The organism is Streptomyces sp. NPDC048734 (genome assembly GCF_043198675.1).
Lineage (GTDB): Bacteria > Actinomycetota > Actinomycetes > Streptomycetales > Streptomycetaceae > Streptomyces.
In genome coordinates this window covers 1-21,131 of the sequence record NZ_JBICUZ010000017.1, presented here as the reverse complement: position 1 = coordinate 21,131, position 21,131 = coordinate 1, and the positions used below count along the sequence as shown (strand labels likewise).

15 protein-coding genes are annotated in these 21,131 nt (G+C 74.6%); 7 read left to right on the top strand and 8 right to left on the bottom strand.

Translation table 11 applies throughout. The features are described 5' to 3' along the window. Positions 1 to 28 precede the first annotated feature (28 nt). Together ACGFQC_RS31195 and ACGFQC_RS31190 are read left to right on the top strand one after the other, a co-directional pair. Positions 29 to 370, top strand: a complete 342-nt coding sequence (locus ACGFQC_RS31195; RefSeq protein ID WP_363090005.1) for a helix-turn-helix domain-containing protein — start codon at positions 29 to 31, stop codon at positions 368 to 370. Positions 371 to 749: 379 nt separating this feature from the next. Beyond that, positions 750 to 2,345: a C40 family peptidase gene (locus ACGFQC_RS31190; protein ID WP_363090006.1), complete on the top strand. Its 1,596-nt coding sequence runs from the start codon at positions 750 to 752 to the stop codon at positions 2,343 to 2,345. 38 nt (positions 2,346 to 2,383) lie between these two features. Here the strand turns inward: ACGFQC_RS31190 and ACGFQC_RS31185 are convergent, their stop codons facing one another. Beyond that, positions 2,384 to 2,557 (bottom strand): hypothetical protein, encoded by a 174-nt coding sequence (locus tag ACGFQC_RS31185; protein ID WP_363090007.1) that lies wholly within the window; start codon positions 2,555 to 2,557, stop codon positions 2,384 to 2,386. Positions 2,558 to 2,773: 216 nt separating this feature from the next. Here ACGFQC_RS31185 and ACGFQC_RS31180 point away from each other — a divergent pair, with 216 nt between their 5' ends. Further along, a complete protein-coding gene (locus tag ACGFQC_RS31180; protein ID WP_363090008.1) occupies positions 2,774 to 3,409 on the top strand; it encodes a class I SAM-dependent methyltransferase in 636 nt (211 codons plus the stop codon). A gap of 57 nt (positions 3,410 to 3,466) precedes the next feature. On the opposite strand, the gene ACGFQC_RS31175 is transcribed toward ACGFQC_RS31180, so the two are convergent. From ACGFQC_RS31175 to ACGFQC_RS31150, 6 genes are all read right to left on the bottom strand, one after another. Continuing rightward, positions 3,467 to 4,045 carry a phosphatase PAP2 family protein gene (locus ACGFQC_RS31175; protein WP_363090009.1) on the bottom strand — a complete coding sequence of 193 codons (579 nt, stop codon included), beginning with the start codon at positions 4,043 to 4,045 and terminating at the stop codon, positions 3,467 to 3,469. After that, positions 4,038 to 5,417 carry a diacylglycerol kinase family protein gene (locus tag ACGFQC_RS31170; protein WP_363090010.1) on the bottom strand — a complete coding sequence of 460 codons (1,380 nt, stop codon included), beginning with the start codon at positions 5,415 to 5,417 and terminating at the stop codon, positions 4,038 to 4,040. The genes ACGFQC_RS31175 and ACGFQC_RS31170 overlap by 8 nt, the downstream gene beginning before the upstream one ends. Before the next feature lie 163 nt (positions 5,418 to 5,580). Then, the gene (locus tag ACGFQC_RS31165; RefSeq protein ID WP_363090011.1) at positions 5,581 to 7,311 is read right to left on the bottom strand and encodes a hypothetical protein; all 1,731 of its coding nucleotides are present in this window, start codon (positions 7,309 to 7,311) and stop codon (positions 5,581 to 5,583) included. A gap of 169 nt (positions 7,312 to 7,480) precedes the next feature. After that, positions 7,481 to 9,523, bottom strand: a complete 2,043-nt coding sequence (locus tag ACGFQC_RS31160; protein ID WP_363090073.1) for a DUF1996 domain-containing protein — start codon at positions 9,521 to 9,523, stop codon at positions 7,481 to 7,483. Positions 9,524 to 9,718: 195 nt separating this feature from the next. Beyond that, complete coding sequence (locus tag ACGFQC_RS31155; protein WP_393288986.1) at positions 9,719 to 10,660, bottom strand: hypothetical protein; 942 nt, start codon at positions 10,658 to 10,660, stop codon at positions 9,719 to 9,721. Positions 10,661 to 10,916: 256 nt separating this feature from the next. Next, positions 10,917 to 11,453 (bottom strand): isochorismatase family cysteine hydrolase, encoded by a 537-nt coding sequence (locus ACGFQC_RS31150; RefSeq protein WP_363090012.1) that lies wholly within the window; start codon positions 11,451 to 11,453, stop codon positions 10,917 to 10,919. 360 nt (positions 11,454 to 11,813) lie between these two features. Here ACGFQC_RS31150 and ACGFQC_RS31145 point away from each other — a divergent pair, with 360 nt between their 5' ends. Continuing rightward, positions 11,814 to 12,485, top strand: a complete 672-nt coding sequence (locus ACGFQC_RS31145; RefSeq protein WP_363090013.1) for a lipoprotein — start codon at positions 11,814 to 11,816, stop codon at positions 12,483 to 12,485. Between the two features lie 84 nt (positions 12,486 to 12,569). Here ACGFQC_RS31145 and ACGFQC_RS31140 read toward each other — a convergent pair whose 3' ends face one another. Beyond that, positions 12,570 to 13,424, bottom strand: coding sequence for a DUF72 domain-containing protein (locus ACGFQC_RS31140; protein ID WP_363090014.1), 855 nt, complete (start codon positions 13,422 to 13,424; stop codon positions 12,570 to 12,572). A 148-nt stretch (positions 13,425 to 13,572) separates the two neighbouring features. Between ACGFQC_RS31140 and ACGFQC_RS31135 the strand changes: the two genes are divergently transcribed. The 3 genes from ACGFQC_RS31135 to ACGFQC_RS31125 all read left to right on the top strand — a co-directional run bounded on the left by ACGFQC_RS31135 (position 13,573) and on the right by ACGFQC_RS31125 (position 20,933). Beyond that, positions 13,573 to 16,167 carry a SpoIIE family protein phosphatase gene (locus tag ACGFQC_RS31135; RefSeq protein ID WP_363090015.1) on the top strand — a complete coding sequence of 865 codons (2,595 nt, stop codon included), beginning with the start codon at positions 13,573 to 13,575 and terminating at the stop codon, positions 16,165 to 16,167. A gap of 525 nt (positions 16,168 to 16,692) precedes the next feature. Continuing rightward, positions 16,693 to 19,386: a SpoIIE family protein phosphatase gene (locus ACGFQC_RS31130; RefSeq protein WP_363090016.1), complete on the top strand. Its 2,694-nt coding sequence runs from the start codon at positions 16,693 to 16,695 to the stop codon at positions 19,384 to 19,386. Positions 19,387 to 19,568: 182 nt separating this feature from the next. Continuing rightward, positions 19,569 to 20,933 (top strand): FAD-dependent oxidoreductase, encoded by a 1,365-nt coding sequence (locus tag ACGFQC_RS31125; RefSeq protein ID WP_363090017.1) that lies wholly within the window; start codon positions 19,569 to 19,571, stop codon positions 20,931 to 20,933. Positions 20,934 to 21,131: the final 198 nt, after the last annotated feature.

The following is a 21,131-nucleotide window of genomic DNA, read 5'->3' as shown; positions in this document are numbered from 1 at the left end:
CGCGAATCCCCGGTCGTACGATTGCGCCATGGAAGGAGTGCCCGAACCTCACCCCGGATGGACGTTCCTGACGAACCACGCCCGCGTGCTGGCGGTCATCGCGGACAACCGGACAGCCCGGATCCGCGACATCGCCGCGCGCTGCCGGCTGACCGAACGCGCCGTCCAGAAGATCATCGCCGACCTGGAGCAGGACGGGTACCTGTCCCACACCCGGGAGGGGCGCGGCAACACCTACCGGATCGAACCGGGCAAGGGGCTGCGCCACCCGGCCGAGGCGGGCCTGACGGTGGCGGCCCTGCTCTCCCTGCTCGTCCAGGACGAGGCGCACCGGACCCGCGACCCCGGGCCGGATGTCGGCGGGGCGTGACCGGGCCGGATCGCCGCGGCCACGCGCACCGGCCGCTCCGGACGGTCAACTCGAGCAGCGCCAAACGCCGTTGCCGCGAAGAGAGACCAAGGTCACGAATACGTATCGGACATTTAACCCTTGAACCTTCACACCGGCCACACAAGTTGGCTAGGTTGACGCAAGGCCGCACGACCGACTCCGGCGAACCCCGCCGGCCGCGCGGCCTCCGCCGAGTCCGGGGCACCACGTGCCGCGGCCGGAGCCGGGACCGTTCATCCCCGGGGTGAGACGCTCGACCGCCCGACGGGACGGCGAGCACGGGAGCACCTTGCCGCAAGGGCCGTTCCCGGACCCACCGCCCCCTCGGCCGGCGGAGCACGGAAGGAGTACGTCTTCCATGGCGACGGATCGCACCGCGCTCCCGACGGGCACCGGTTCCGCACGCATCGAGGACGCCGGCGCGCCGAGCCGTGCGGAGGTCCAGCGGCGGGTCAGCGCCCTGTACGACCGGGCCGAGACCGACACCGGGACCTTCAACGCCACCCGCGCCCGGTCGGGCGGGGGCGGCCGCCGGACCGTCACCTCCGTCGCCAACAGCGGGCGGCCGGCGTCCGATCCCTCATTGGAGGCCGTGACCCGGCAGTGGTTCGACACGGCGCGCAGCCGGATCGGACCGACCACCCCCGCCACCCTGCCCGCCGACCGCCTGCCGGACCGGCCGGCGCCCCTCCCCCGCCCGCGCAGCGCACCGGAACTGCCGCCCGGCGGCGGTGCCGCGCGGGAGCTGGAGGCGGGTGGCCGGCTCGAACTGGAGGCGGGCGGCCGACGCGTACCGGAACCGACCGGACGGACCCCGGCCGCACTGCCGGCGGCCCCCGCCGTCCCGTCGCAGGCGCCCGGGGCGCTGCCGCCCGGCCCTGCGGCTTCCGCTCCCTCCTCCGCCCCGGCCGCTCCGCAGGCGTCCCTGCGCAGTGGCAAGGAGACCATCCGGCAAAAGCTCACCGTCGCCCGCGAGGTGCTGGCCCGCGCCGTCCCGCAGCCGGTGCACCCGCTCCCCGCGATCGAGTCGCGGCCGGTCGAGCAGACCTGGGACACCGGGTCGTGGCAGGTCCACCGACCCGGGACGGACACCTGGGCGGGGCAGCGGACCGGTACCGGGGACGGCACCCTCACGGCGACCGGCCGCAACGCCGTCGTCCACGCCGCCCCCGAGACCGGCCCGCCCGCGCCCGCCGCGCAGTCCGGGCCGCCCGCGTACGACTTCCCCCTGCCAGCCACGCGGTCGGGATCACCCGCGTACGACTTCCCCGTCCCGACCTCGGGCTTCGCCGTGCCCCAGCCTCCGCCGGCGGCGCCCCCGAACGCCTTCCCGGAACCCGAGACGGGCCTCCTGGCGGCCAGTTACGGCGATCTCCTGGCTCCTGCGCCCGGACCCACCGCCCCGGTCGCCCCGCCCCAGCCGGTCCAGGCCACGCTTCCGGCACCGGAACCGGCCTTCGCCGGCGTCGGGTTCCCCCTCCCCCTCCCCGGAATCGGCCTCCCGCTGCCCGAGTTCACCCTCCCGACCGCACCGGCGGCCGCCCCCGCCCCGCCGCTCCTGGACGTCACCACCCACGCGACCGGGACCGGGTACCTCGGCAAGGCGGACAAGGCCCTCGCCTTCGCCCGCGCCCAGATCGGCAGGCCGTGCGTGACGGGTGCCACGGGGCCGGAGTCGTACGACTGCTCCAGCCTCACCCAGGCCGCCTGGCGGGCCGCGGGGGTGACGCTGCCGCGCACGGCGCTCGACCAGGCCCGGGCCTTGACCCGGGTCGCCCTGGACGACCTGCGCCCCGGCGACCTGGTCTTCTTCCACGACGACCTGAGCCACACCGGCCTGTGCACGGGCAACGGCATGATGATCCACGCCCCGGGCCCCGGCGCGGCCATCCGTGAGGAATCGGTCCACGCTCTCGGCGAAGGCGCCCTGCGCGGAGCGGTGCGCCCTGCCTGATCCCGCCCTGTCCGGTCACCCGGTGTGACGAGAATCGCTCACCGCGCGCCCGAGTTCGCGCGCATCTGCTGTCGGCGAGCGTTGTTGTAGACGCGCAGCAGATGCTTCGAGACCGCGCACGGCACGGCGTCGTAGTGACACTGCCGACAGGTGCGGGCGTGCTCCTCGTAGGTAGCAAGGGCTTGCTGCAGGGCGTCCTCGGGCGAGGTCATCGGGGTCCTCCGAAGGGAACGACGGTCGTGGGGCCCCACCTACCGGCCAGTAGCCCCCTCTCAGAAAGAAGAGTGGATCATGTTACTGACGGTAGCGGAAACTCGGATTCCGCCTGGTTGCGGAAACCGGCCACGGCGCATCCGGGCCGCCCCTGCACTGGGGCGCCGTCAGGGCCGCGCGGGCGCGGGGCCCGCCCACCACGACGGGAGGCCGGCGTGACCGGCGAGGACGAAAAGCGGCGTGCGGCGGCGGTGTTCGACGCGCTCGGATCCGGGTACGAGAAGGCCTTCGCCCACTCCGAGGGGCATCACCGGTCGTTGCGGTGGCTGCTCGGACGGCTCGCGCCGGGCAGCCGGGTGCTGGACGTGGGCAGCGGGACGGGCCGGCCGACGGCCCAGACCCTGGTGGACGCCGGGCACGAGGTGCTGGGCGTCGACGTCTCCCCCGTCATGGTCGGCCTCGCCGCCCGGCAGGTCCCCGGAGCGACGTTCCGGTGCGCCGACGCACGGGAACTGCCGCTGGAAGATGGCTCGTTCCACGCGGTCTGCGTCTACTTCTCCCTGCTCCAGATGGACCGCGACCAGCAGCGCGCCCTGGTCGGCCGGCTGGCACGGGCCCTGGTGCCGGACGGCAGCCTCGTCCTCGCCACGGTGCCGCTGGACGTGGCGGGCGTGGAGGCGGTGTTCATGGGGCAGCCGGTGCGGGTCACCAGCTTCGCCCGCGACGACCTCGTCGAGATGGTGCGGGGCGCGGGGCTGACGGTGCTGGCCGAGGAGAACCTGCTGTTCACCCCCGACCACCCCGAGGCCGTACCCGAGCCGCACGTCTTCCTGCACTGCGGACGGCGGTAGCCGCCCCGGCCCCCGCCCCGGCCGCGCCCCGCCCTCAGCGGGCCGGCCGGGCCGCCCTCACCGGTCCAGCCGGGCCGCCGCCCCCAGCACCACGGCCGCCGCCCCCGTCCCGAGGAGCGCGCCGGCCACGACGTCGCCCGGGTAGTGCACCCCGGTGTGGACGCGCGAGTAGCCCACCGCGCAGGCGAGCAGGCCCAGCGGGACGGCGGCGACCGGGAACGCCTGGCCGACGGCGGCCGCGAAGGCGACGGCCGACGCGGTGTGCCCGGACGGGAACGAGGCGGAGTCCGGCATCGGCACGTGCCGCCCCGGGAACGGCGAGTCGACGGCGCGGTGCGGGCGCGGACGCCGGACGAGGCGCTTGCCGAGCAGGTTGGCGCTCGCCGAGGCGACCCCGATGGCCGCGACGCCCAGGGCGGCGCCGCGCCGGGCCCGGCCGCCGCTCAGGGCGAGCCCACCGGCGATCACGAAGGACAGTTTCGAGTGGTCCGACGCGGCGGACAGCCGGCGCAACGCGGTGTCCAGGGTGGGCGTCCTGGTCACGGTGACGGTCTCGTAGAGGGCCTGGTCGAGGGTGGCGAGGTCGCGCACCAGGTGCGGCTTGCGGCTGCGCGGCTCGGTTCGGCGGTCAGACATCGTGCGTCTCCTGGATCGTGCGGGTGTCGGTGCGGCCGAGTGCGAGGGCGACGATGCGCCGCCAGTCGACGGCGGGCGGCGCGTAGGGGGCGCCCGGACGGTGGCGGGGCACCCGCACCCGGAGTGCGCCGGGCCGCAGCGTGCACACGACCGGGACGGGCAGATCGAGCGCCTCGCCGTCGACGGCCACCGGGATGTGTCCCCCGGGCGCCTCCACGGTGACCCGGCGGGACGTCACGGACGTGATGCCGCTGGCGCGTTCGCCGAGCAGGACCAGTTCGGCGGCCTGCCCCGGTCCCTCCACGCGGACGCCGATGACGCCGAGCTGTCCGGTGTCCAGGCGGGGGCGGCGGCCCCCGCCGAGCGGGTCGGCGCGGGCATAGGGGTTGTTGCTGACCAGGAGTGCCTGCGGGGCGTGCAGCCGGGTGTGGTCGGTGTGCACGTCGAGGGTGGCGCCTGCCTGACCCGCGAGCAGGTCCGGCAGGTGCTCCAGGAAGGTGGAGGCCTTGGCGTCGCGGTACTCCGGGCTCTGCACGATCTCCGCGTACGCCCCGAACGACACGGTGTTGACGAACGGCCGGCCGTCGATGTCGCCGAGGTCGACGCGGAGTTCCACGCCGTCGGTCAGGGCGTCGAGGCTGCGCACCGGGTCGGTGCGGTCCAGACCCAGGTCCATGGCGAAGTGGTTGCGGGTGCCGGCGGCGATGACCAGGAAGGGCAGTCCGTGGTCGGCGGCCACGGCCGCCACGAGCGCCTGGGTGCCGTCGCCGCCCGCGACCCCGAGCAGGTCGGCGCCGTCGGCCACGGCCTGCCGGGCCACCCGCGCGGGGTCGGGGTAGCTGTCCGGGCCGAGCACGATCACCCGGGCGCCCAGTGCCTCGGCCCGCTTGACCAGGTCGAACCGCTCGACCTTGCCGCCGCCCGAGCGCACGTTCATCAGCAGCACCGGACGCTTCGGGGGCGGGGTCCTACGGGTGTGCATGCCGCGCGGGCGGCGCAGGTTGCGCAGCGCGGAGCGGGCCGAGGCGAGGGCCGCCGTCCACAGGGCGAGCGCGCCGACGGCCACGATCCACAGCCCGGACGCGGCGTACAGCACCAGCACGGCCACGGGCGCGGCCACGGCCAGCGACGCGCCCACCAGCCGGGCCCCGCCGCGGTGTGCCAGCATCCACCAGACGCCGGCGCCGGCGAGCGCGAGCCCGGCGAACCCGGTGAGCAGGATCAGCCAGCCGCCGGAGTCGAAGCCCGAGAGGACGACGGCGACGCAGCCGGCGAGCAGGACCAGGGCCAGTCGCGCCCAGCCGCGGGCGCGGCCGATCCCTCCGGAGGGCCGGCCCGTGTCCGTCGTCCTCTTCGCGCTCGTCTCGTTCATCCTGCGCCCGCCATATTCCGAGATCCCCCTGTTCCGCGTGGCCCGCGCCATCGTGCCGCCGTGCCGCCGTCCGCTCCGGATGTCCGCACCCGGGCCTCGGACCCGCCTCCCGCGTCCATCGTGGGGACGGCGGGGCGGCCCGGCATCCCGGGCGGGCGCCAGGTCAATTGTCCATGCCGCAGCAGTCGCTCGTGCCGAGGGTCCCGGACGCGGTGTCGAGACGGCAGAAGCAGGACGCCTCGACGGGTACGTCCGTCAGCGCGTCCGCGAACTTCAGCTGCTGGGCCACGATCCGCGCCTCGCCGTCCTTGCCCAGCCGGACGAGGCATTCGTGCAGTCCGTGCAGGGACCAGATGTTGTTCGGGTGCTGGGAGGGCCGGGGCAGCGAGTCGTCGAGGCCCAGGTCGGCCCGGTAGACCGCCTCCGCCTCGGCGACCCGGCCCTGTTCGAGCAGCAGGGCACCGTAGGCGTGCCGGGTGGGCTGCATCCAGCCCCAGGGCTCGTCGTAGGGGAGGTCGTCGTCGAGGTGGATCGAGCGTTCCAGGGCGGCGAAGGCGGCCTCGTGCCGGCCCTTGCGGTACTCGAGTTCGCCGTCGAGCATGGCGGCGGCGATGGCGAGGATGTCGGCGCAGGTGTTGTTGAACAGCATGCGCGTCCGCGGGACCCGGGCAGCGGCCTCCCGGAACCGGGTGCGCTCGGCCTCCGCCTCCGGGACCCGGCCGGTCGCGGAGAGGGCGACGCCGCGGGCGTAGTGCCGCATCGCGGTCGTCATGCCGTACAGCTCCGGGTCGGCGGGCTCCGGCAGGTCGAGGATCTCGGCCCAGCGGCCGAAGCGGATCAGCACGTGGACCCGCATCGCGAGGAACGCCTCCAGCCAGTCCGCCATGGGCGGGCTCTCCACCCGCAGCAGTTCCTCCGGCAGGCACTCCTCCAGCCGGGCGGCGGCCTCCAGGGCGGTCTCCGCCCGGCCGAGGAACATCGCGCCGTAGATGCGGAAGTGGTGGTTGTGGGCGCGGTAGAGGGTGTAGAAGTTCATCGCCCCGGCCCGGGCCGCGTACTTCTCGTCGGCGGCGATCGCCCGGGTGTTGTCCGCCACCACCGCGCGGTAGTTCCCGCACAGCACCTCCAGGTGCGAGGGCATGTGCTGGAGGTGGCCGGCGTCGGGCACGAGGTCGCGCAGCCGGTCGGCGACGGGCAGCGCCCGTTCGGGGGTCGGGGACATCTCCATCAGGTGGACGTAGAAGTGCAGCAGGCCGGGGTGGCGGGCCCCGGCCTCCGTGGCGAGCGCCGCGTCGAGCACGGCCCGCGCCTCACGGGTGCGCGCGCCCTCGGCCGGTTCGCCCGTGCGCAGGTCCCACAGCTGCCAGGGGGTGAGGTTCATCAGGGCGTCGGCGTACAGGGCGGCCACGTCGAGGTCGTCGGGGGCGAGGGCGTGGACGGCGGCCATGGCGTCGGCGTAGGGCGCGTTCCACACCGAGCAGTCCGCGGCGGGCCGGTCGCGGGGGTAGCGGGCGCGGAGGGCGCCGATCAGGGCGCGCTCGACGGGGGTGGCGTGCCCGGCCCTGTCGTGGGCGAGTTCCACGGCGGCGTGGGTGCGCGCCACGGTCCGGGCCAGGTCCTGGTCGTCGAAGAACTCCCAGGGCTTGTTGTAGTTGGGGCCGAGCGCGTAGGCGATCCCCCAGTGGGCCATGGCGCAGTCGGGGTCGGCGCGGACCGCTTCCTCGAAGCAGGCGACGGCCTCCTCGTGGTGGAAGCCGTACGACCAGACGAGGCCGCGGTCGAACCAGCGCTGGGCCTCGGCGGAGGAGGTGGTGACCGTGCGGCGGTGGTCGCCGAGGTCGTAGTACTCCAGGTACTCCGGATCGGTGTCCGTGGTCCTGTTTCCGTCCTGCATGGGGCTCCCCTCGTCGCGCGGCCGCCCCGCCGGTCCGGGGCCGGCGCCGCTCGGAGCGACCCGTGCGGTCACTCCGAGCGACATATACCGTGCGGCCCGGTGGCGGGGCGGTCTCTCGCGGCAGGGAGCACCCGTTCGTGCCCGTGCCCGTCGGTTGCCCGGCGGAACCTCAGTACGGGCGCTTCGCGGAACGGCGCAGGAGCACGAACCCGCCGATCAGCAGCAGCGCGCCCGCGGCGGCCGGCCAGAGGTCGGCGCCGGTCTCGGCCAGACCGCCCTGGGCCTGCGGTGCGGGGACGGGGGGCGGGGTGTCGCCCGTGTCCGCCGCGACCGGGCTCTCCTCGGGGGCCGTCGCGGGGGCACCGATCTCGCCCTTGGCGTCGGCCTCCTGGGCGGGGATCTCCACCGCCGGCCCGGTCGACTTCGCGGTCGGCTTCGTGTCGACGCGGGGCTCCGCGGTGCGGGGGGTGTCGACGGAGCCGGCGCCGCCCTCGGCGGACCCGGTCCCGGGCTCCTGCGTGTTCTGGGCGGGGGGCTGCTGCTGACCTGCGCCCTGGTCCTGACCGTCCTGGCCCTGACCGTCCTGGTCCTGACCGTCCTGGCCCTGACCGTCCTGGCCCTGACCGTCCTGGCCCTGACCGTCCTGGCCCTGACCGTCCTGGTCGGCGCCACCGGCGTTGTCACCGCCGCCGTTGTCGCCACCGGCGTTGTCGCCACCGGCGTTGTCACCGCCCGTGCCGGCGCCGCAGGTGCGGCCCTCGTTGATGCAGGCGACCATCTCGTTCATCAGGTCCTCGTCGAAGACGTTGATGAAGTCGCCGTGGTCCGTGACCGGCTTGTGCAGCTGCTCGGGGAAGGAGTCCACCGCGAACAGCGGGGTCGTGCGGCCGCCGTCCTGGAGGCTCGGCGCGTCGACGTCGTAGACGATGCGCTGCACCAGCTGCGGGATGGCCTTGAAGCCCGCCGGGCAGCTTCCGTCCGCCGCTGCGAACGCCACGTGGGTGCGGTGGTTGGCGCTGTCGATGTTGTTGCCGTCCCAGCAGCTCTGGAAGCGGAAGGTGCGCACGACGTCGCTGCCGTCCGGGCAGAGCGGGTACTTGTCCTTCAGCTGCCGGTCCTCGAAGCCGGTGCAGCTCCACGAGGCGTTGGCGTTGGCCGTACCGTTGACGAAGGCCTTGGCGTCACCGGTGATGATGCGCAGCAGCCGGGGCATGGCCGTGACGGTGGAGCGCGGGTTGCCCACGAAGGTCATGGTGGCCTCCTTGGGCGTGACGATCTCGCCCGCGTTGCCCTCGATGCCGCCGCCGGGGGACTGGGCGTCCTTCTCCTGGGCACCGTTCTGCAGTCGCAGCACGGGCCAGAAGTACGACGACTTGTCGCCCTGGTCGACGCAGCTGGTCTCGCCGTTCGCGAGGTCGTCGTCCGAGGCGAAGGCGTCGTTGGCCTGGTTGCCCACGTAGTCGTGGAAGTGGTGGGCGCCGTTGGTGACTCCGGGCGCGACGATCACGTTGTCGGAGTTGAACAGGCCGTTCGCGTTGACGCCGCAGCTGGTGGCGAAGGTTCCCTTGGAAGGGCCGGCGCCGGGGTCGGCGGCCTGCCGGGAGGGCTGTACGGACGTGATGTCCGCGAAGTCGGCGGCCACGGGGCCGTTGCCCGCCTGCCCGCCGTTGCCTCCGCCGTCCTGCCGGCCGCCGCCTTGGCCGCCGTTGTCCTGCTGCCCGTCGCCGCCCTGCTGCCCGTCTCCCTCGTTCTGCCCGTCTCCCTGGCCCTGCCCGTCTCCCTGGCCCTGGTCGTTCCCTTGGTCCTGGCCGTCCCCGCCGTTGCCCCCGGCCTCCTCGCCCGCGTTGTCGTCGGCGGTGCGCAGCGTGCAGGCGGCGAGGTCGGCGAGGCCCTCCGGGCGGTCGCCGACGCGGTCGATGGCGATCCCGATGCGGTCGATCGTCGCGGCGCGCTTCTCCTTCAACGGGTTCATCACCGCGTTGTCGGCGAAGCCGGCGTCGTCGCGCACGGCCTGGGCGGATTCCTGGAGTTGACGGTAGGCCGCGGCCGTCTGCTGGTCCAGGAGGGCGAGTTCGCGGTCGACCTCCTCGCCCGCGCCGTCCGGCACCGAGGTCAGCCGACCGCCCACGTCCGGACAGTCGATGGTGACGGAACCGGAGGTCCAGGGCCCCTGGTCGCCCTCGGTGGCGGAGGCGTAGACGTTCGCGGCCATCAGCCCTCCGCCGCCGAGCATCAGCGCGACCGCGGCGAACGTCGCCCGTCGTCCGCCCGTCGGGCGCCTGCGCCTGTTGTGTCCCACGAAGTGCTCCAAAAAACGTCGTCGGCGGCCAGGACATGAAATCCCCGCGGCTCTATACGCGGCCGGGCCCAGGAGTGTTCAACCGCCCCGGAGATTCATGGCACTTTCTCAGATATCCACACCGATCCCGGCGTCAGCCCTGGACGAGGGGGCCTTCGCGGCGGTCGGGATGACCCCCTCCCGGGCGGCCGGGCCGCCCGTGCCCGTCGGCCGCGCCGGCGTGCTTCCGCCCGGGGAGAGGCGCCCTTCGGGGAACCGGGCGGGGAACCAGGCACGGAACCAGGCGCGGAACCAGGCTGGGTACCGTCGGCCGTGGAGCAGACCGAGGACGATCGCGGCGGCCACCGCTATCAGGTGCTCGCGTCCCGCGAGGTTGGGCTTGGCCACCGACTCCCACACCATCGAACCGCCGGTGAGCGTGAAGACGACGGGGGCCCGCCGCACGACGGAGATGTAGGTGAACAGGCCCACGACCGCGGCCGACGGGCCCGTGTCGAGCACCTGCCCGGCCTCCGGTGGCAGACCGAACCCCCACCGGTCCGGACCCGCCATGATCATCACCCGTGCCGTGAGGGTGCCGGCCAGCGTGGTCGCGTAGGCGACGGCCAGGGTACGGGTCCGGCCGATGCTGTTCTCCGCCAGCGCGAAGGCGAGGAACAGCTGGGTGATGCCGGCCCAGACCGGCAGGTCGAGCGCGGGGACGTACAGCGAGACCGGGGTGCGCAGGAGGGTCAGCCACAGCGGGAGGTCGCCCTGCACACCGCCGACGGCCCGCACGACGTCCGCCCCGGCGGGCCGCTGGGCGAGGGCGTGGAAGAAGATGACGCCCCCGACGGCCACACCGGCGAGCAGCAGCCCGGCGGGTCCGCGTCGGAGCAGTCGCCGTACCGGGTCGACGACGATGCTGCGCGCCTCGGCACGCAGCGTGCGCAGGACGAACGCGCCCGCCCCGGTGACGCGGGCCGCCGCGCCGGGCCACTCACCCGTCGCGTCGCCGCACACGGCACGGCCCTCACCGGCGCCGTGCCGCCGTTCCTGTGCTGGACGCACGATCCCCAAGGTCTCTCCCACCGCTCGCCGCGCGCGGGGAGCGCACGGCCGGATCCGGCACCCGCGCGCGGTGCCGGCCCGGGAGGGCGGACCCGTGCGCCGGGTCATACGCCCGTGTAGACGTCGAGAAGGCCTTCGGGGATCACTCCGGGGCTGTGATCAGGCGGGGATCACTCCGTGGCTGTGATCAGGCAGGACGACGGGCCGGACCCGACCGGGCGCCGTCCGCCGGGGTGGTCGTGCTGTCGGGCGTCGGTCAGCTCCACAGTTCCCGGCTGTCGCACAGTCGTGCCCCCATGTTGCGTTCCATCATCCGCAGCGCCGCGTCCGCGAGGTCGGCGTGGATGTGGGCGACCGCGTCCCGCGGGACGGTCACCCGGAGGTGGCGGATGTGGGCGTCGAGCGCGGAGTAGAGGACGCACTGCTCGGTGACCTGGCCGCACAGGACGAGGTGGTCGATGTCCTGCTGGTCGAGCAGGTAGGCCAACGGGGTGTCGAAGAAGATCGAGTGCCGGGCCTTGACCACGAAGAGGGAGTCGTCATCGGGGACCAGCGGCTCGACGAGGTCGGCGTGCGGACCGGAGAGGGCCGTGCCGAGGAGTTCGCCGTGGTGGGACCGCCACTCGCCGAAGTTGTCGTTGACGTAGACGACCGGCACGTCCGCCCCGCGCGCCCGCTCCAGCAGCCCGGCCACCGCCGGGACCACCTCGCGCGCCGACGGCAGGAGCAGGTCGGCGTCGGCGTGGTCGTACGTGTTGATCATGTCGATGACGATCAGCGCGGTGTTGCTCATGCCCGCACGGGTTCCCCTCCGGGAGCGAAGACCACGGACTGTCCTCCGACCGGAACGGCCTGGCTCGGCGTCGCCGGTGGGAAGGAGTTCCCGGCCGGATCGGACACGGGGGAAGTCGGCGCCGGCCGGGAACGGCCGGGGTTCCCTGGGGAGCCGGCCGCTCCCCCACCGTAGGACGGCCGTGTGGTGTCCGCGCGGCAGGCGGGCGGAGCGGGTGACCGGCGGGTGGGCGGAGCGGGTGACCGGCGGGTCATCGCCCGTGGCGGTGCCGCCCTGCCCCTCCGATGCCGTCCCCGCCTCGGTTACAGTGCTCCGCCGGTATCGAACAAGGAACCGGTTTCGAGCGGAGGAGAGACAGCGGTGCGCTTCGGGGTGGGGAACGGATGGCGGGGCCTGACGGCGGCCCTCCTGACGGGGCTGGCGGCGGCGGGGTGCGGTGAGTCGGGCGACGCCCCGGACGCGTCCGGCACGAAGGCGAAGGCGTCGGCCGGCGCCGAGGTCGCGGCGCGCGGGGAGAGCATCGGTGCCGCGGGCTCGGCCTGCGAGCTGCCCGTCACGTTCGACATCGCCGAGTTCTGGGAGGCCGAGGCCATCGACGCGGCCTCGCAGCAGGGCGAGACCGGCGACGACATCACCGACGATCTCGCCGACGCGTTCCTGCACCAGGGCCGGGTCACCATGGCCTGCGAGGTCGACGCCAAGCCGGCCGGCAAGCTCGGCTTCCTCCGGGTGTGGACGGGCAGGCCCGGTGACGCCGACGCCCGCGCCGTGCTGGAGGGCTTCGTGACCGCCGAGGAGGGCGCGAGCGGGGCCGAGTACCGCCCGTTCAAGACCGGTTCGCTCTCCGGCACTGAGGTGGAGTACACCACGACGAGCGAGCTGCTGGAGGAGACGAAGAAGGAGCGTGCCCTGGCCGTGAGCACGCCCGAGGGCCCGGTCGTCGTCCACCTCGGGGGCATGGACACCCAGGAGCACGAGGCGATGCTGCCGGCGTACGAACTGGCGAAGAAGACGCTCGAGGTGACCGTCTGACGGGGCCGGACCCGGCCCCGCCCGTCGCGTCCCGCCCCCCCGTTCCGCTTCCCCGTCCCACCCCCCGTTCCGCTTCCCGTCCCGTCAGGTCCGCCGGTCGGCGACCAGTTCGCGCATCCGGGCGGCGGCCCGCACGGCCGCGTCGGCGCAGCAGTTGTTGAACAGCAGGTGCACCCGCTCGGCCCGGTCGGCGAGCGCGCGCACCCTGGGCAGCCATTCGCGCAGTTCGTCGTCGGTGTACTCGTGCCGGAAGCGGTCCTCCTTGCTGCCGGTCCCCCAGGCGCGGCTGCGGCCGTGGAACCGCACGACCGCCAGCCGTTCGCAGGTCACGGGCGTGACCGGCGGGATCGCGGACGGCAGCGACGGCTCCATGTCGACGGCGACGGCGAAGAAGCCGTACGACCGCAGCAACTCCTCGGTCGTACGCCGCTGTGGCTCGCGCCACCAGTCGGGGTGTCGGAACTCCACGCAGACTGGCCACCCGGCGGTGCGCTCACGGCACTCGGCGAGGACGGCACGCGCCCGTGGGCCGGGCCGCAGCCACGGCGGGAACTGGAACAGGACGGCACCCAGCCGCCCCGCCTCGCGCAGCGGCCCGATGCCGTCCGAGAAGCGCCGCCACACCTCGTCGAGCGCCTTCGGTGAGCGGACGTCGTCGGGCAGCCCCGGCGGCAGCACCGCGGACCGGGTGGGGTGGCCGGTGAGCAGGGAGAAGGCCTTCACGTCGAACACGAACCCGTCCGGCGTGCGCTGCGCCCACAGCAGGCTGGTGCGTTCCGAGGGCAGGGCGTAGTACGTGGAGTCGGCCTCGACCACGGGGAAGTGTTCGGCGTAGTGCCGCAACCGGCCCTCCGCGTCCCGCCGTCCGGACGGGTACCAGCCGCTGCCGAGGAGCGCCCGGTCCGTCCACGAACAGGAGCCGATCAGTATCTCGCCCATGACGGCCGGTTACCCCGGACGGGCCGGGTCAGCCGCCGATCCCTCCGCGGAAGCCGCGTCCCGGTACCCCGCGCGGATGCACACCCGCCCCCGTGAGGCGCATTCTTGCTGTGTCGCCCTCCGGGCGGCGCACGGACGAGGTGGGTCGATGACTGGGAGCGCCGGGGACCGGCGGGAGCCGCCCGCTCCGCCAGCCGCGCTGCTGGCCGGGGCCGTGGCGGACGGGCTGCGGACCGGGGGCGGCCGCGCCGGGGGCCTGTACCTGTGCTCCGGCACGCCCGGGCTCCTGCGGCTCGCCGTCCTCTCCGGTCTGCCGGGGCCCCTGTTCCGTCCCTGGGACCGGGTGAGCGTGGACCGCCCGTTCCCGGTGGCCGACGCCTACCGGCTGGGCGTCCCGGTGGTCCTCGCCAACGCCACGGAGGCCATGCGCCGCTATCCGCAGTTCGCGGCCGGGCTGCCGTTCCAGTTCGGGACGCTCAACGCGCCCGTCGGCGCGGCGGGCCGGACCTTCGGGGTGCTGACCGTGCTGCGGCCGGCCGCCGACGACGCCGCGGCGATCCTGGCCGAGAGCGACCGCCTGCAGCGCGTCGCCGAGTACCTGGGCGTCGCCCTGCTGCGCAGGGAGGCGGCGGGCGAAGGCGTCACCTGGGACGCCGAGCCGCTGTGCGTGCGCCCGCCCGCCCTGGACCGGGCCCCCGGCCGCTTCGGCCACCTGACCTGGGATCCGGCCACGGACGCCGTCACCGCCGACGGTCCCGCCCGCACCCTGCTGGACCTGCCCCCGGACCGGGAACCGGGCACGCTGGCCACCCTGACCCGGTCCGTCGACCCGGCCGACGCCCACCGGCTGCCCGCCCTGCTGCGGGAGACCGCCCACGGCCGGCCCCAGGCCCAGCCTGTCCAGGTCCGCCTCGTCGACGGCGGTCTGCGCCTGCTGGAGCTGTGGCCCTCCGGCACGGTGGCACCCGCCTCCGGCCCGCGTCCCGTCGCCGGGGTCCTCTTCGACCCGGGTCCGGGCGCCCTGGCCGACGGCGCCGCCGACCTGCTGCCCCAGGGCGTCTTCTGCCTCGACCGGCTCGGGCTGGTCGTCTACGCCAACCCCCGCGCCGCGCACCTCCTGGGCGTCCCCCGGGACCGGCTGCTCGGCCGGTCCCTCTGGGACGCCGTGCCGTGGCTGAACCAGCCCGCGTGCGAGGAACACCTGCGCGGCGCCCTGCTGTGCCCGGAGCCGGTGCACTTCCACGTCCGCCGGCCCGACTCCGGGGGGCTCCGGCCGTACGACGCCGACGGCCGGGACAGCCGGCCGAGGCACGACCGGCCCACGGCCCCGCGCCCGTACGAGGGCGACTGGCTGAGCCTGGCGGTGTACCCGGGCCCCGACACCCTCACCTGCACCGCCGTCCCGGCGAACCGGGTGCCCCACGCGCCGGCGGCCGCCGGGGCCGGCGCCCCGACGGCTGCCGAGCCTGCCGGTCCCGCCGTCGGCATGGAGGCCGGCACCCCCGCGCCCGATCTCGCCGCCTCGACCGCCCCGCCGTACCGGCCCGTCGTGCTGGCCATCGCGCTGACGGAGGCGGTGACCGCCCGCCAGGTGTCGGCGGTGGTCATGCAGGAGCTGCTGCCCGCGTTCGGTGGCCGCCGCATCGCCATCTACCTGCTGCACGAGAGGCACCTGTACCTGGCGTGGGAGAGCGGCTTCCCCGAGGGTTTCCTGACGCCGTTCGAGGGCGTCGGGCTGGACGCCCGGCTGCCGGGCGTGGAGACGCTCACCACCGGCCGCCCCCTCTTCTTCGACTCGATGGAGCAGCTCGCCGAGGCGTACCCCGGCATCGCGATGGACGCGGCGGAGGGCGCCCGTGCCTTCCTGCCCCTGATCGCCTCCGGCCGCGCGGTCGGCTCGTGCATCCTCGGCTTCGACCGCCCGCGCAGTTTCAGCTCCGAGGAGCGCACGGTCCTGACCGCACTCGCCGGACTCATCGCCCACGCGATGGAGAAGGCCCAGCGCTACGACACCGAGGCGGCCCTGGCCCGCGGGCTCCAGCAGGCCCTGCTCCCCCGGCGGCTGTCGCAGCACGCGGGCGTGGAGACCGCCGGACGCTATCTGGCGGGCACCGAGGGCATGGAGGTGGGCGGCGACTGGTACGACGTCGTGGAGGCCGGGGACGGCCTGGCCCTGGTCATCGGGGACGTCCAGGGACACGGGGTGCAGGCTGCCGCGACCATGGGGCAACTGCGCAGCGCGGTGCGGGCCTTCGCGTTGAGCGACCGGCCGCCCGAAGAAGTCATGAGCGGCACGAACCACCTGCTGATCGACCTCGACCCCGGCCAGTTCGCCAGCTGCTGCTACGTCCGTCTGGACCCGGTCACCGGGCTGGCCCGGGTGGCCAACGCCGGGCACCTTCCGCCGCTGCTGCGCCACCCGGACGGGCGTACGCACGTCGCGGACCTGCCGGAGGGGATGGTCCTCGGCGTCGACACGCGCGCCCACTACGCGGTGGCGGAGCTGCGTCTGGAGCCGGGCGCCGTGCTGGCGCTGTACACGGACGGGCTGGTCGAGCGGGCGGGGCACGACATCGACGACGGCATCGGTGCCCTGCGTGCGGCGCTGGCCGAAGCGGGCGCCGTGCGGGGGCGCTCCCTCGCGGACATGGCCGACCGGCTCACCGCGACGGCCCGTCAGGCGTCGGACCGGCCCGACGACATAGCCCTGCTGCTCGCCACCCGCCGCGACCCGCCGCCGTAGGGAGCCGCAGGGAGGCCCGAGCCGCGGACGCCGCGGCGCCGCCGGGATCGACCGTGCCGGCGGGCCGCCGGGCAGCCGACCACCCGGCGGACCACACCCCGGGACCGACACGGCCACCACCCGGCCCGGCCCCGAAGCCGTCGACGCCCGGACCGAAGCCGTCACGACCGCCGCCCCCGCAGGCCGACGCGCCCCTCCGCCCTCCGAGCCGGAGCCCGCCCCCACACCGCCGCCGCCACCGCCGCTCCCCGCCACTCCCCTCCCCGACCCGCCCGGAGCCGAGCCCGGCAGGGCCTCCAGCGTCCTCGGAGCCATCGGGGTCACCGAGGTCACCGGAGTCGCCGAGGGCGAACCACCTCGCAGCGGCCGGCACGTCGGCCGGGAGCGATCCCCGTCGCAGAGGCCGGCAAGGCCGCCGGGACCGGCCCGCGGCACCGGCGCCGTCAGCGCCGCAAGGGTTGCCGGGGTCCGTCACATCGAGTAACGCCCCTCGCCTGACGGAGCCGGGCAGTGTAGACATGGCACATGGTCCGACTCCTGGGGCGATCGGGTGCCCGGCCGGCCCGTCGTCCCCGGGCCCCGCTGGTGCGGCGCACGCCCGAGACCTCGCTCGGCGGGCGCAGCCTCGCCGCACAGGTGTTCGTCCTGCAGGTGGTCGTCGTCCTGTTGCTGGTCGTCGCCGCGGTCGTCGCCCTGGTGCTCCAGGCGCGGCGCGACACCACCGAGGAGGCCCGCAACCGCTCGCTCGCCGTCGCCCAGACCTTCGCGAACTCGCCCGGCATCCTGGCGGCGTTGCGCAGCCCCGACCCGACGGCCGTGCTCCAGCCGCGGGCGAAGGCCGCGCGTGAGGCGTCGGAGGTCGACTTCATCGTCGTCATGGACCCGGAGGGCATCCGCTACACCCACCCCAAGCCGAACCGCATCGGCAAGAAGTTCGTCGGCACGCTGGCCCCGGCGCAGGCCGGCGGGACGGTGGTCGAGGAGGTCGACGGGACGATCGGGCGGCTGGTGCAGGCCGTGGTGCCGGTGAAGGCGGCCGACGGCCGGGTCGAGGGGCTGGTGTCGGCCGGCATCACCACCGCCCGCGTCGGCGGGAACGCCAACCGTCAGCTGCCGCTGGTGCTGTCGACGGCCGCGGTGGCGCTGGCCCTGGCCACCGGGGGTACGGCCCTGGTCAGCCGTCGCCTGCTGCGGCAGACGCACGGCCTGGGCCCGCGCGAGATGACCCGCATGTACGAGCACCACGACGCGGTCCTGCACGCCGTACGCGAAGGGGTGATCATCGTCGACGGCGAGGGCGACCTGCTCCTCGCCAACGACGAGGCGCACCGGCTGCTGGACCTGCCGCAGGACGCCGAACTGCGCAAGGTGTTCGACCTGGGCCTGGACGCCGACACCGCCGAGCTGCTCGCCTCCGGGCGGATGGCGACCGACGAGGTGCACCTGGTCGGGGAGCGGCTGCTGGCGATCAACCAGCGGCCCACCGACGTCGCGGGCGGCCCCGCCGGCAGCGTCGCCACGCTGCGCGACTCGACGGAGCTGCGCGCGCTGTCGGGGCGGGCGGAGGCGGCGCGCGAGCGCCTGGACATGCTGTACGCGGCCGGGGTGGGCATCGGGACGAGCCTGGACGTGACGCGGACCGCGGAGGAGCTGGCGGAGCTGGCCGTGCCCCGGTTCGCGGACTTCGCGTGCGTCGACCTCTTCGACGCCGTGCTGGAGGGCGAGGAGCCGGAGCCGCGGGGCGCGCTGCGGCGCACGGCGATGAGCGCGATCCGGGCGGGCGCGCCGCTGTACCCGGTGGGCGGGCGGATCCGGTTCGTGGCCTCGTCCCCCCAGGCCCGCAGCCTGGCGGAGGGCCGGCCCGTGCTGGAGACCCGGCTCGCCGAGTCGCCGGGCTGGCGGGCGCAGGACCTGGAACGGACCGAACAGGTGGTGGGGTTCGGCATCCATTCGCTGATCACCGTGCCCGTGCGGGCCGGGGCCCTGGTGCTGGGCGTGGTCAGCTTCTGGCGTTCGGAGCGGCCGCAGCCCTTCGACCCTGAGGAGGTCGCCCTCGCGGAGGAACTGGTGGCGCGGGCCGCGGTCTCCATCGACAACGCGCGCCGCTTCACCCGCGAGCACGGCCTGGCCGTCACCCTCCAGCGCAGTCTGCTGCCGCGCACGCTGCCCGAGCAGGGCGCCCTGGACGTCGCCTACCGCTACCTGCCCGCGCAGGCGGGTGTCGGCGGCGACTGGTTCGACGTGCTGCCGCTGTCGGGGGCCCGCGTCGCGCTGGTCGTCGGGGACGTCGTCGGGCACGGGCTGCACGCGGCGGCCACCATGGGGCGGCTGCGCACCGCCGTGCACAACTTCTCCGCCCTTGACCTGGCGCCGGAGGAGATCCTCGCACTGCTCGACGAACTGGTCGCGCGCATCGACCAGGACGAGACGGCCGACGGCACCACCGCGCCGGTGGCGGGGGCGACCTGCCTGTACGCGATCTACGACCCGGTGTCCCGGTACTGCGCCGTCGCCCGCGCCGGCCATCCGCCGCCCGCGCTGGTCCATCCGGACGGGCGGGTGGAGTTCCTCGACGTCCCGGCGGGTCCGCCGCTGGGGCTCGGCGGGCTGCCCTTCGAGACGGCCGAGGTGGAACTGGCGGAGGGCAGTCGGCTGGTGCTGTACACCGACGGGCTGGTGGAGGACCGCAAGCAGGACATCGACACCGGCCTGGAGCGCCTGCGCGCCGCGCTCGGGGACGGCGACGGCTCGCCCGAGGGCACCTGCCGGGTCGTCCTGGAGTCGCTGCTGCCGGCCCGCCCGAACGACGACATCGCGCTGATCGTGGCCCGTACCCGGGCGCTCGGCGCGGACCGGGTCGCCGAGTGGGCGGTGCCGGTGGACCCGGCGGCCGTCGGCGAGGTGCGGGCGGCGGTGGCCCGGCAGCTGGCGCGCTGGGAGCTGGAGGAGCTGTCGTTCACGACGGAGCTGATCCTCAGCGAGCTGGTCACCAACGCGATCCGGTACGGCAGCCCGCCCGTCCGGGTGCGTCTGCTGCGCGACCGCACGCTGATCTGCGAGGTCTCCGACAGCAGCAACACCTCGCCGCACCTGAGGTACGCGGCCATGACGGACGAGGGCGGGCGCGGGCTGTTCCTGGTCGCCCAGCTCACGGACCGCTGGGGGACGCGCTACACGCCGACGGGGAAGGTGATCTGGGCGGAGCAGCCGCTGCCCTGAACCGGCCGGCGAGGACGGGTCCGGGCGTTCGGCGGGGCGTTCGGCGGGAAGTCCCGCGCGGCGGTCCGCGTCTCATAAACGACGCTTATGGGTCCATAGAACGGACCCGCGTACCGGGTTAGGTTTGCCTCAGTTTAGGCTTCCTCCGAGTCGACCTGTCACCGCTCGAAGGGAACCTGATCATGCCCCGCCCTCTGCGGGTAGCCATCGTCGGAGCCGGCCCCGCCGGGATCTACGCCGCCGACGCGCTGCTCAAGTCGAATGCGGCCACCGACCCCGGTGTCTCCATCGACCTCTTCGAGCGCATGCCGGCCCCGTTCGGTCTGATCCGGTACGGCGTGGCCCCCGACCACCCCCGGATCAAGGGCATCATCACCGCCCTGCACCAGGTCCTCGACAAGCCGCAGATACGCCTCTTCGGCAACGTCGACTACCCGGCCGACCTGAACCTGGACGACCTGCGCGCCTTCTACGACGCCGTTGTCTTCTCGACCGGCGCCATGGCCGACCGCGAGATGTCGATCCCGGGCATCGGTCTCGACGGCTCCTACGGCGCCGCCGACTTCGTGTCCTGGTACGACGGTCACCCGGACGTGCCGCGCACCTGGCCGCTGGAGGCGGAGAAGGTCGCCGTCCTCGGTGTCGGCAACGTCGCCCTGGACGTGGCCCGCATCCTCGCCAAGACGGCGGACGAGCTGCTGCCCACCGAGATCCCCCCGAACGTCTACGAGGGCCTGAAGGCCAACAAGGCGCTGGAGATCCACGTCTTCGGCCGCCGCGGCCCGGCGCAGGCGAAGTTCTCCCCGATGGAGCTGCGGGAGCTGGACCACTCCCCCACCATCGAGGTCGTCGTGGACCCCGAGGACATCGACTACGACGAGGGCTCGATCGCCACCCGGCGCGGCAACAAGCAGGCCGACATGGTCGCCAAGACGCTGGAGAACTGGGCGATCCGCGACACCGGCGACCGTCCGCACAAGCTGTTCCTGCACTTCTTCGAGTCGCCCGCGGAGATCCTCGGCGAGGACGGCAGGGTCGTGGGGCTGCGCACCGAGCGCACCGCCCTCGACGGCACCGGCAACGTCAAGGGCACCGGCGAGTTCAAGGAGTGGGACGTCACGGCGGTCTACCGCGCCGTCGGCTACCTCTCGGAGAAGCTGCCGAAGCTGCCCTGGGACATCGACTCGGGCACGGTCCCGGACGAGGGCGGCCGGGTCATCGAGGAGAGCGGCGCGCACCTGCAGTCGACGTACGTCACCGGCTGGATCAGGCGCGGCCCGGTCGGTCTGATCGGCCACACCAAGGGCGACGCCAACGAGACGGTGTCGAACCTGCTGGACGACTTCGCCCACGGCCGTCTGCACACGCCGTCCTCCCCCGCTCCCGAGGCGGTGGACGCGTTCCTCGCCGAGCGGGGCGTCCGCTACACCACCTGGGAGGGCTGGTACAAGCTGGACGCCGCGGAGAAGGCGCTGGGCGAGCCGCAGGGCCGCGAGCGCGTCAAGATCGTCGAGCGTGAGGACATGCTCCGCGAGAGCGGCGCCTGACCGGTCGCGGAAGCGGTGCGCGACCGCTGGTGGGAAGGGCCCGGGACTTCCGTCCGCGGGCCCTTCCCGCCGTCGGGGCGGGGGGGGGGGGGGGGGGGGGGGGGGGGGGGGCGCCCCCCCCCCCCCCCCCCCCCACGCCGCGATGGACAGGTGCGTCATCGCGTCAGGGCTCCCGATCCGTCAGTCGTTGCCGTCGCT

Coding starts and splice junctions, on each gene's coding strand:
- ACGFQC_RS31195 (WP_363090005.1), top strand. CDS start 29: ATGGAAGGAGTGCCCGAACCTCACCCCGGATGGACGTTCCTGACGAAC.
- ACGFQC_RS31190 (WP_363090006.1), top strand. CDS start 750: ATGGCGACGGATCGCACCGCGCTCCCGACGGGCACCGGTTCCGCACGC.
- ACGFQC_RS31185 (WP_363090007.1), bottom strand. CDS start 2,557: ATGACCTCGCCCGAGGACGCCCTGCAGCAAGCCCTTGCTACCTACGAG.
- ACGFQC_RS31175 (WP_363090009.1), bottom strand. CDS start 4,045: ATGTCTGACCGCCGAACCGAGCCGCGCAGCCGCAAGCCGCACCTGGTG.
- ACGFQC_RS31170 (WP_363090010.1), bottom strand. CDS start 5,417: ATGAACGAGACGAGCGCGAAGAGGACGACGGACACGGGCCGGCCCTCC.
- ACGFQC_RS31165 (WP_363090011.1), bottom strand. CDS start 7,311: ATGCAGGACGGAAACAGGACCACGGACACCGATCCGGAGTACCTGGAG.
- ACGFQC_RS31160 (WP_363090073.1), bottom strand. CDS start 9,523: ATGGCCGCGAACGTCTACGCCTCCGCCACCGAGGGCGACCAGGGGCCC.
- ACGFQC_RS31150 (WP_363090012.1), bottom strand. CDS start 11,453: ATGAGCAACACCGCGCTGATCGTCATCGACATGATCAACACGTACGAC.
- ACGFQC_RS31140 (WP_363090014.1), bottom strand. CDS start 13,424: ATGGGCGAGATACTGATCGGCTCCTGTTCGTGGACGGACCGGGCGCTC.
- ACGFQC_RS31135 (WP_363090015.1), top strand. CDS start 13,573: ATGACTGGGAGCGCCGGGGACCGGCGGGAGCCGCCCGCTCCGCCAGCC.
- ACGFQC_RS31130 (WP_363090016.1), top strand. CDS start 16,693: ATGGTCCGACTCCTGGGGCGATCGGGTGCCCGGCCGGCCCGTCGTCCC.
- ACGFQC_RS31125 (WP_363090017.1), top strand. CDS start 19,569: ATGCCCCGCCCTCTGCGGGTAGCCATCGTCGGAGCCGGCCCCGCCGGG.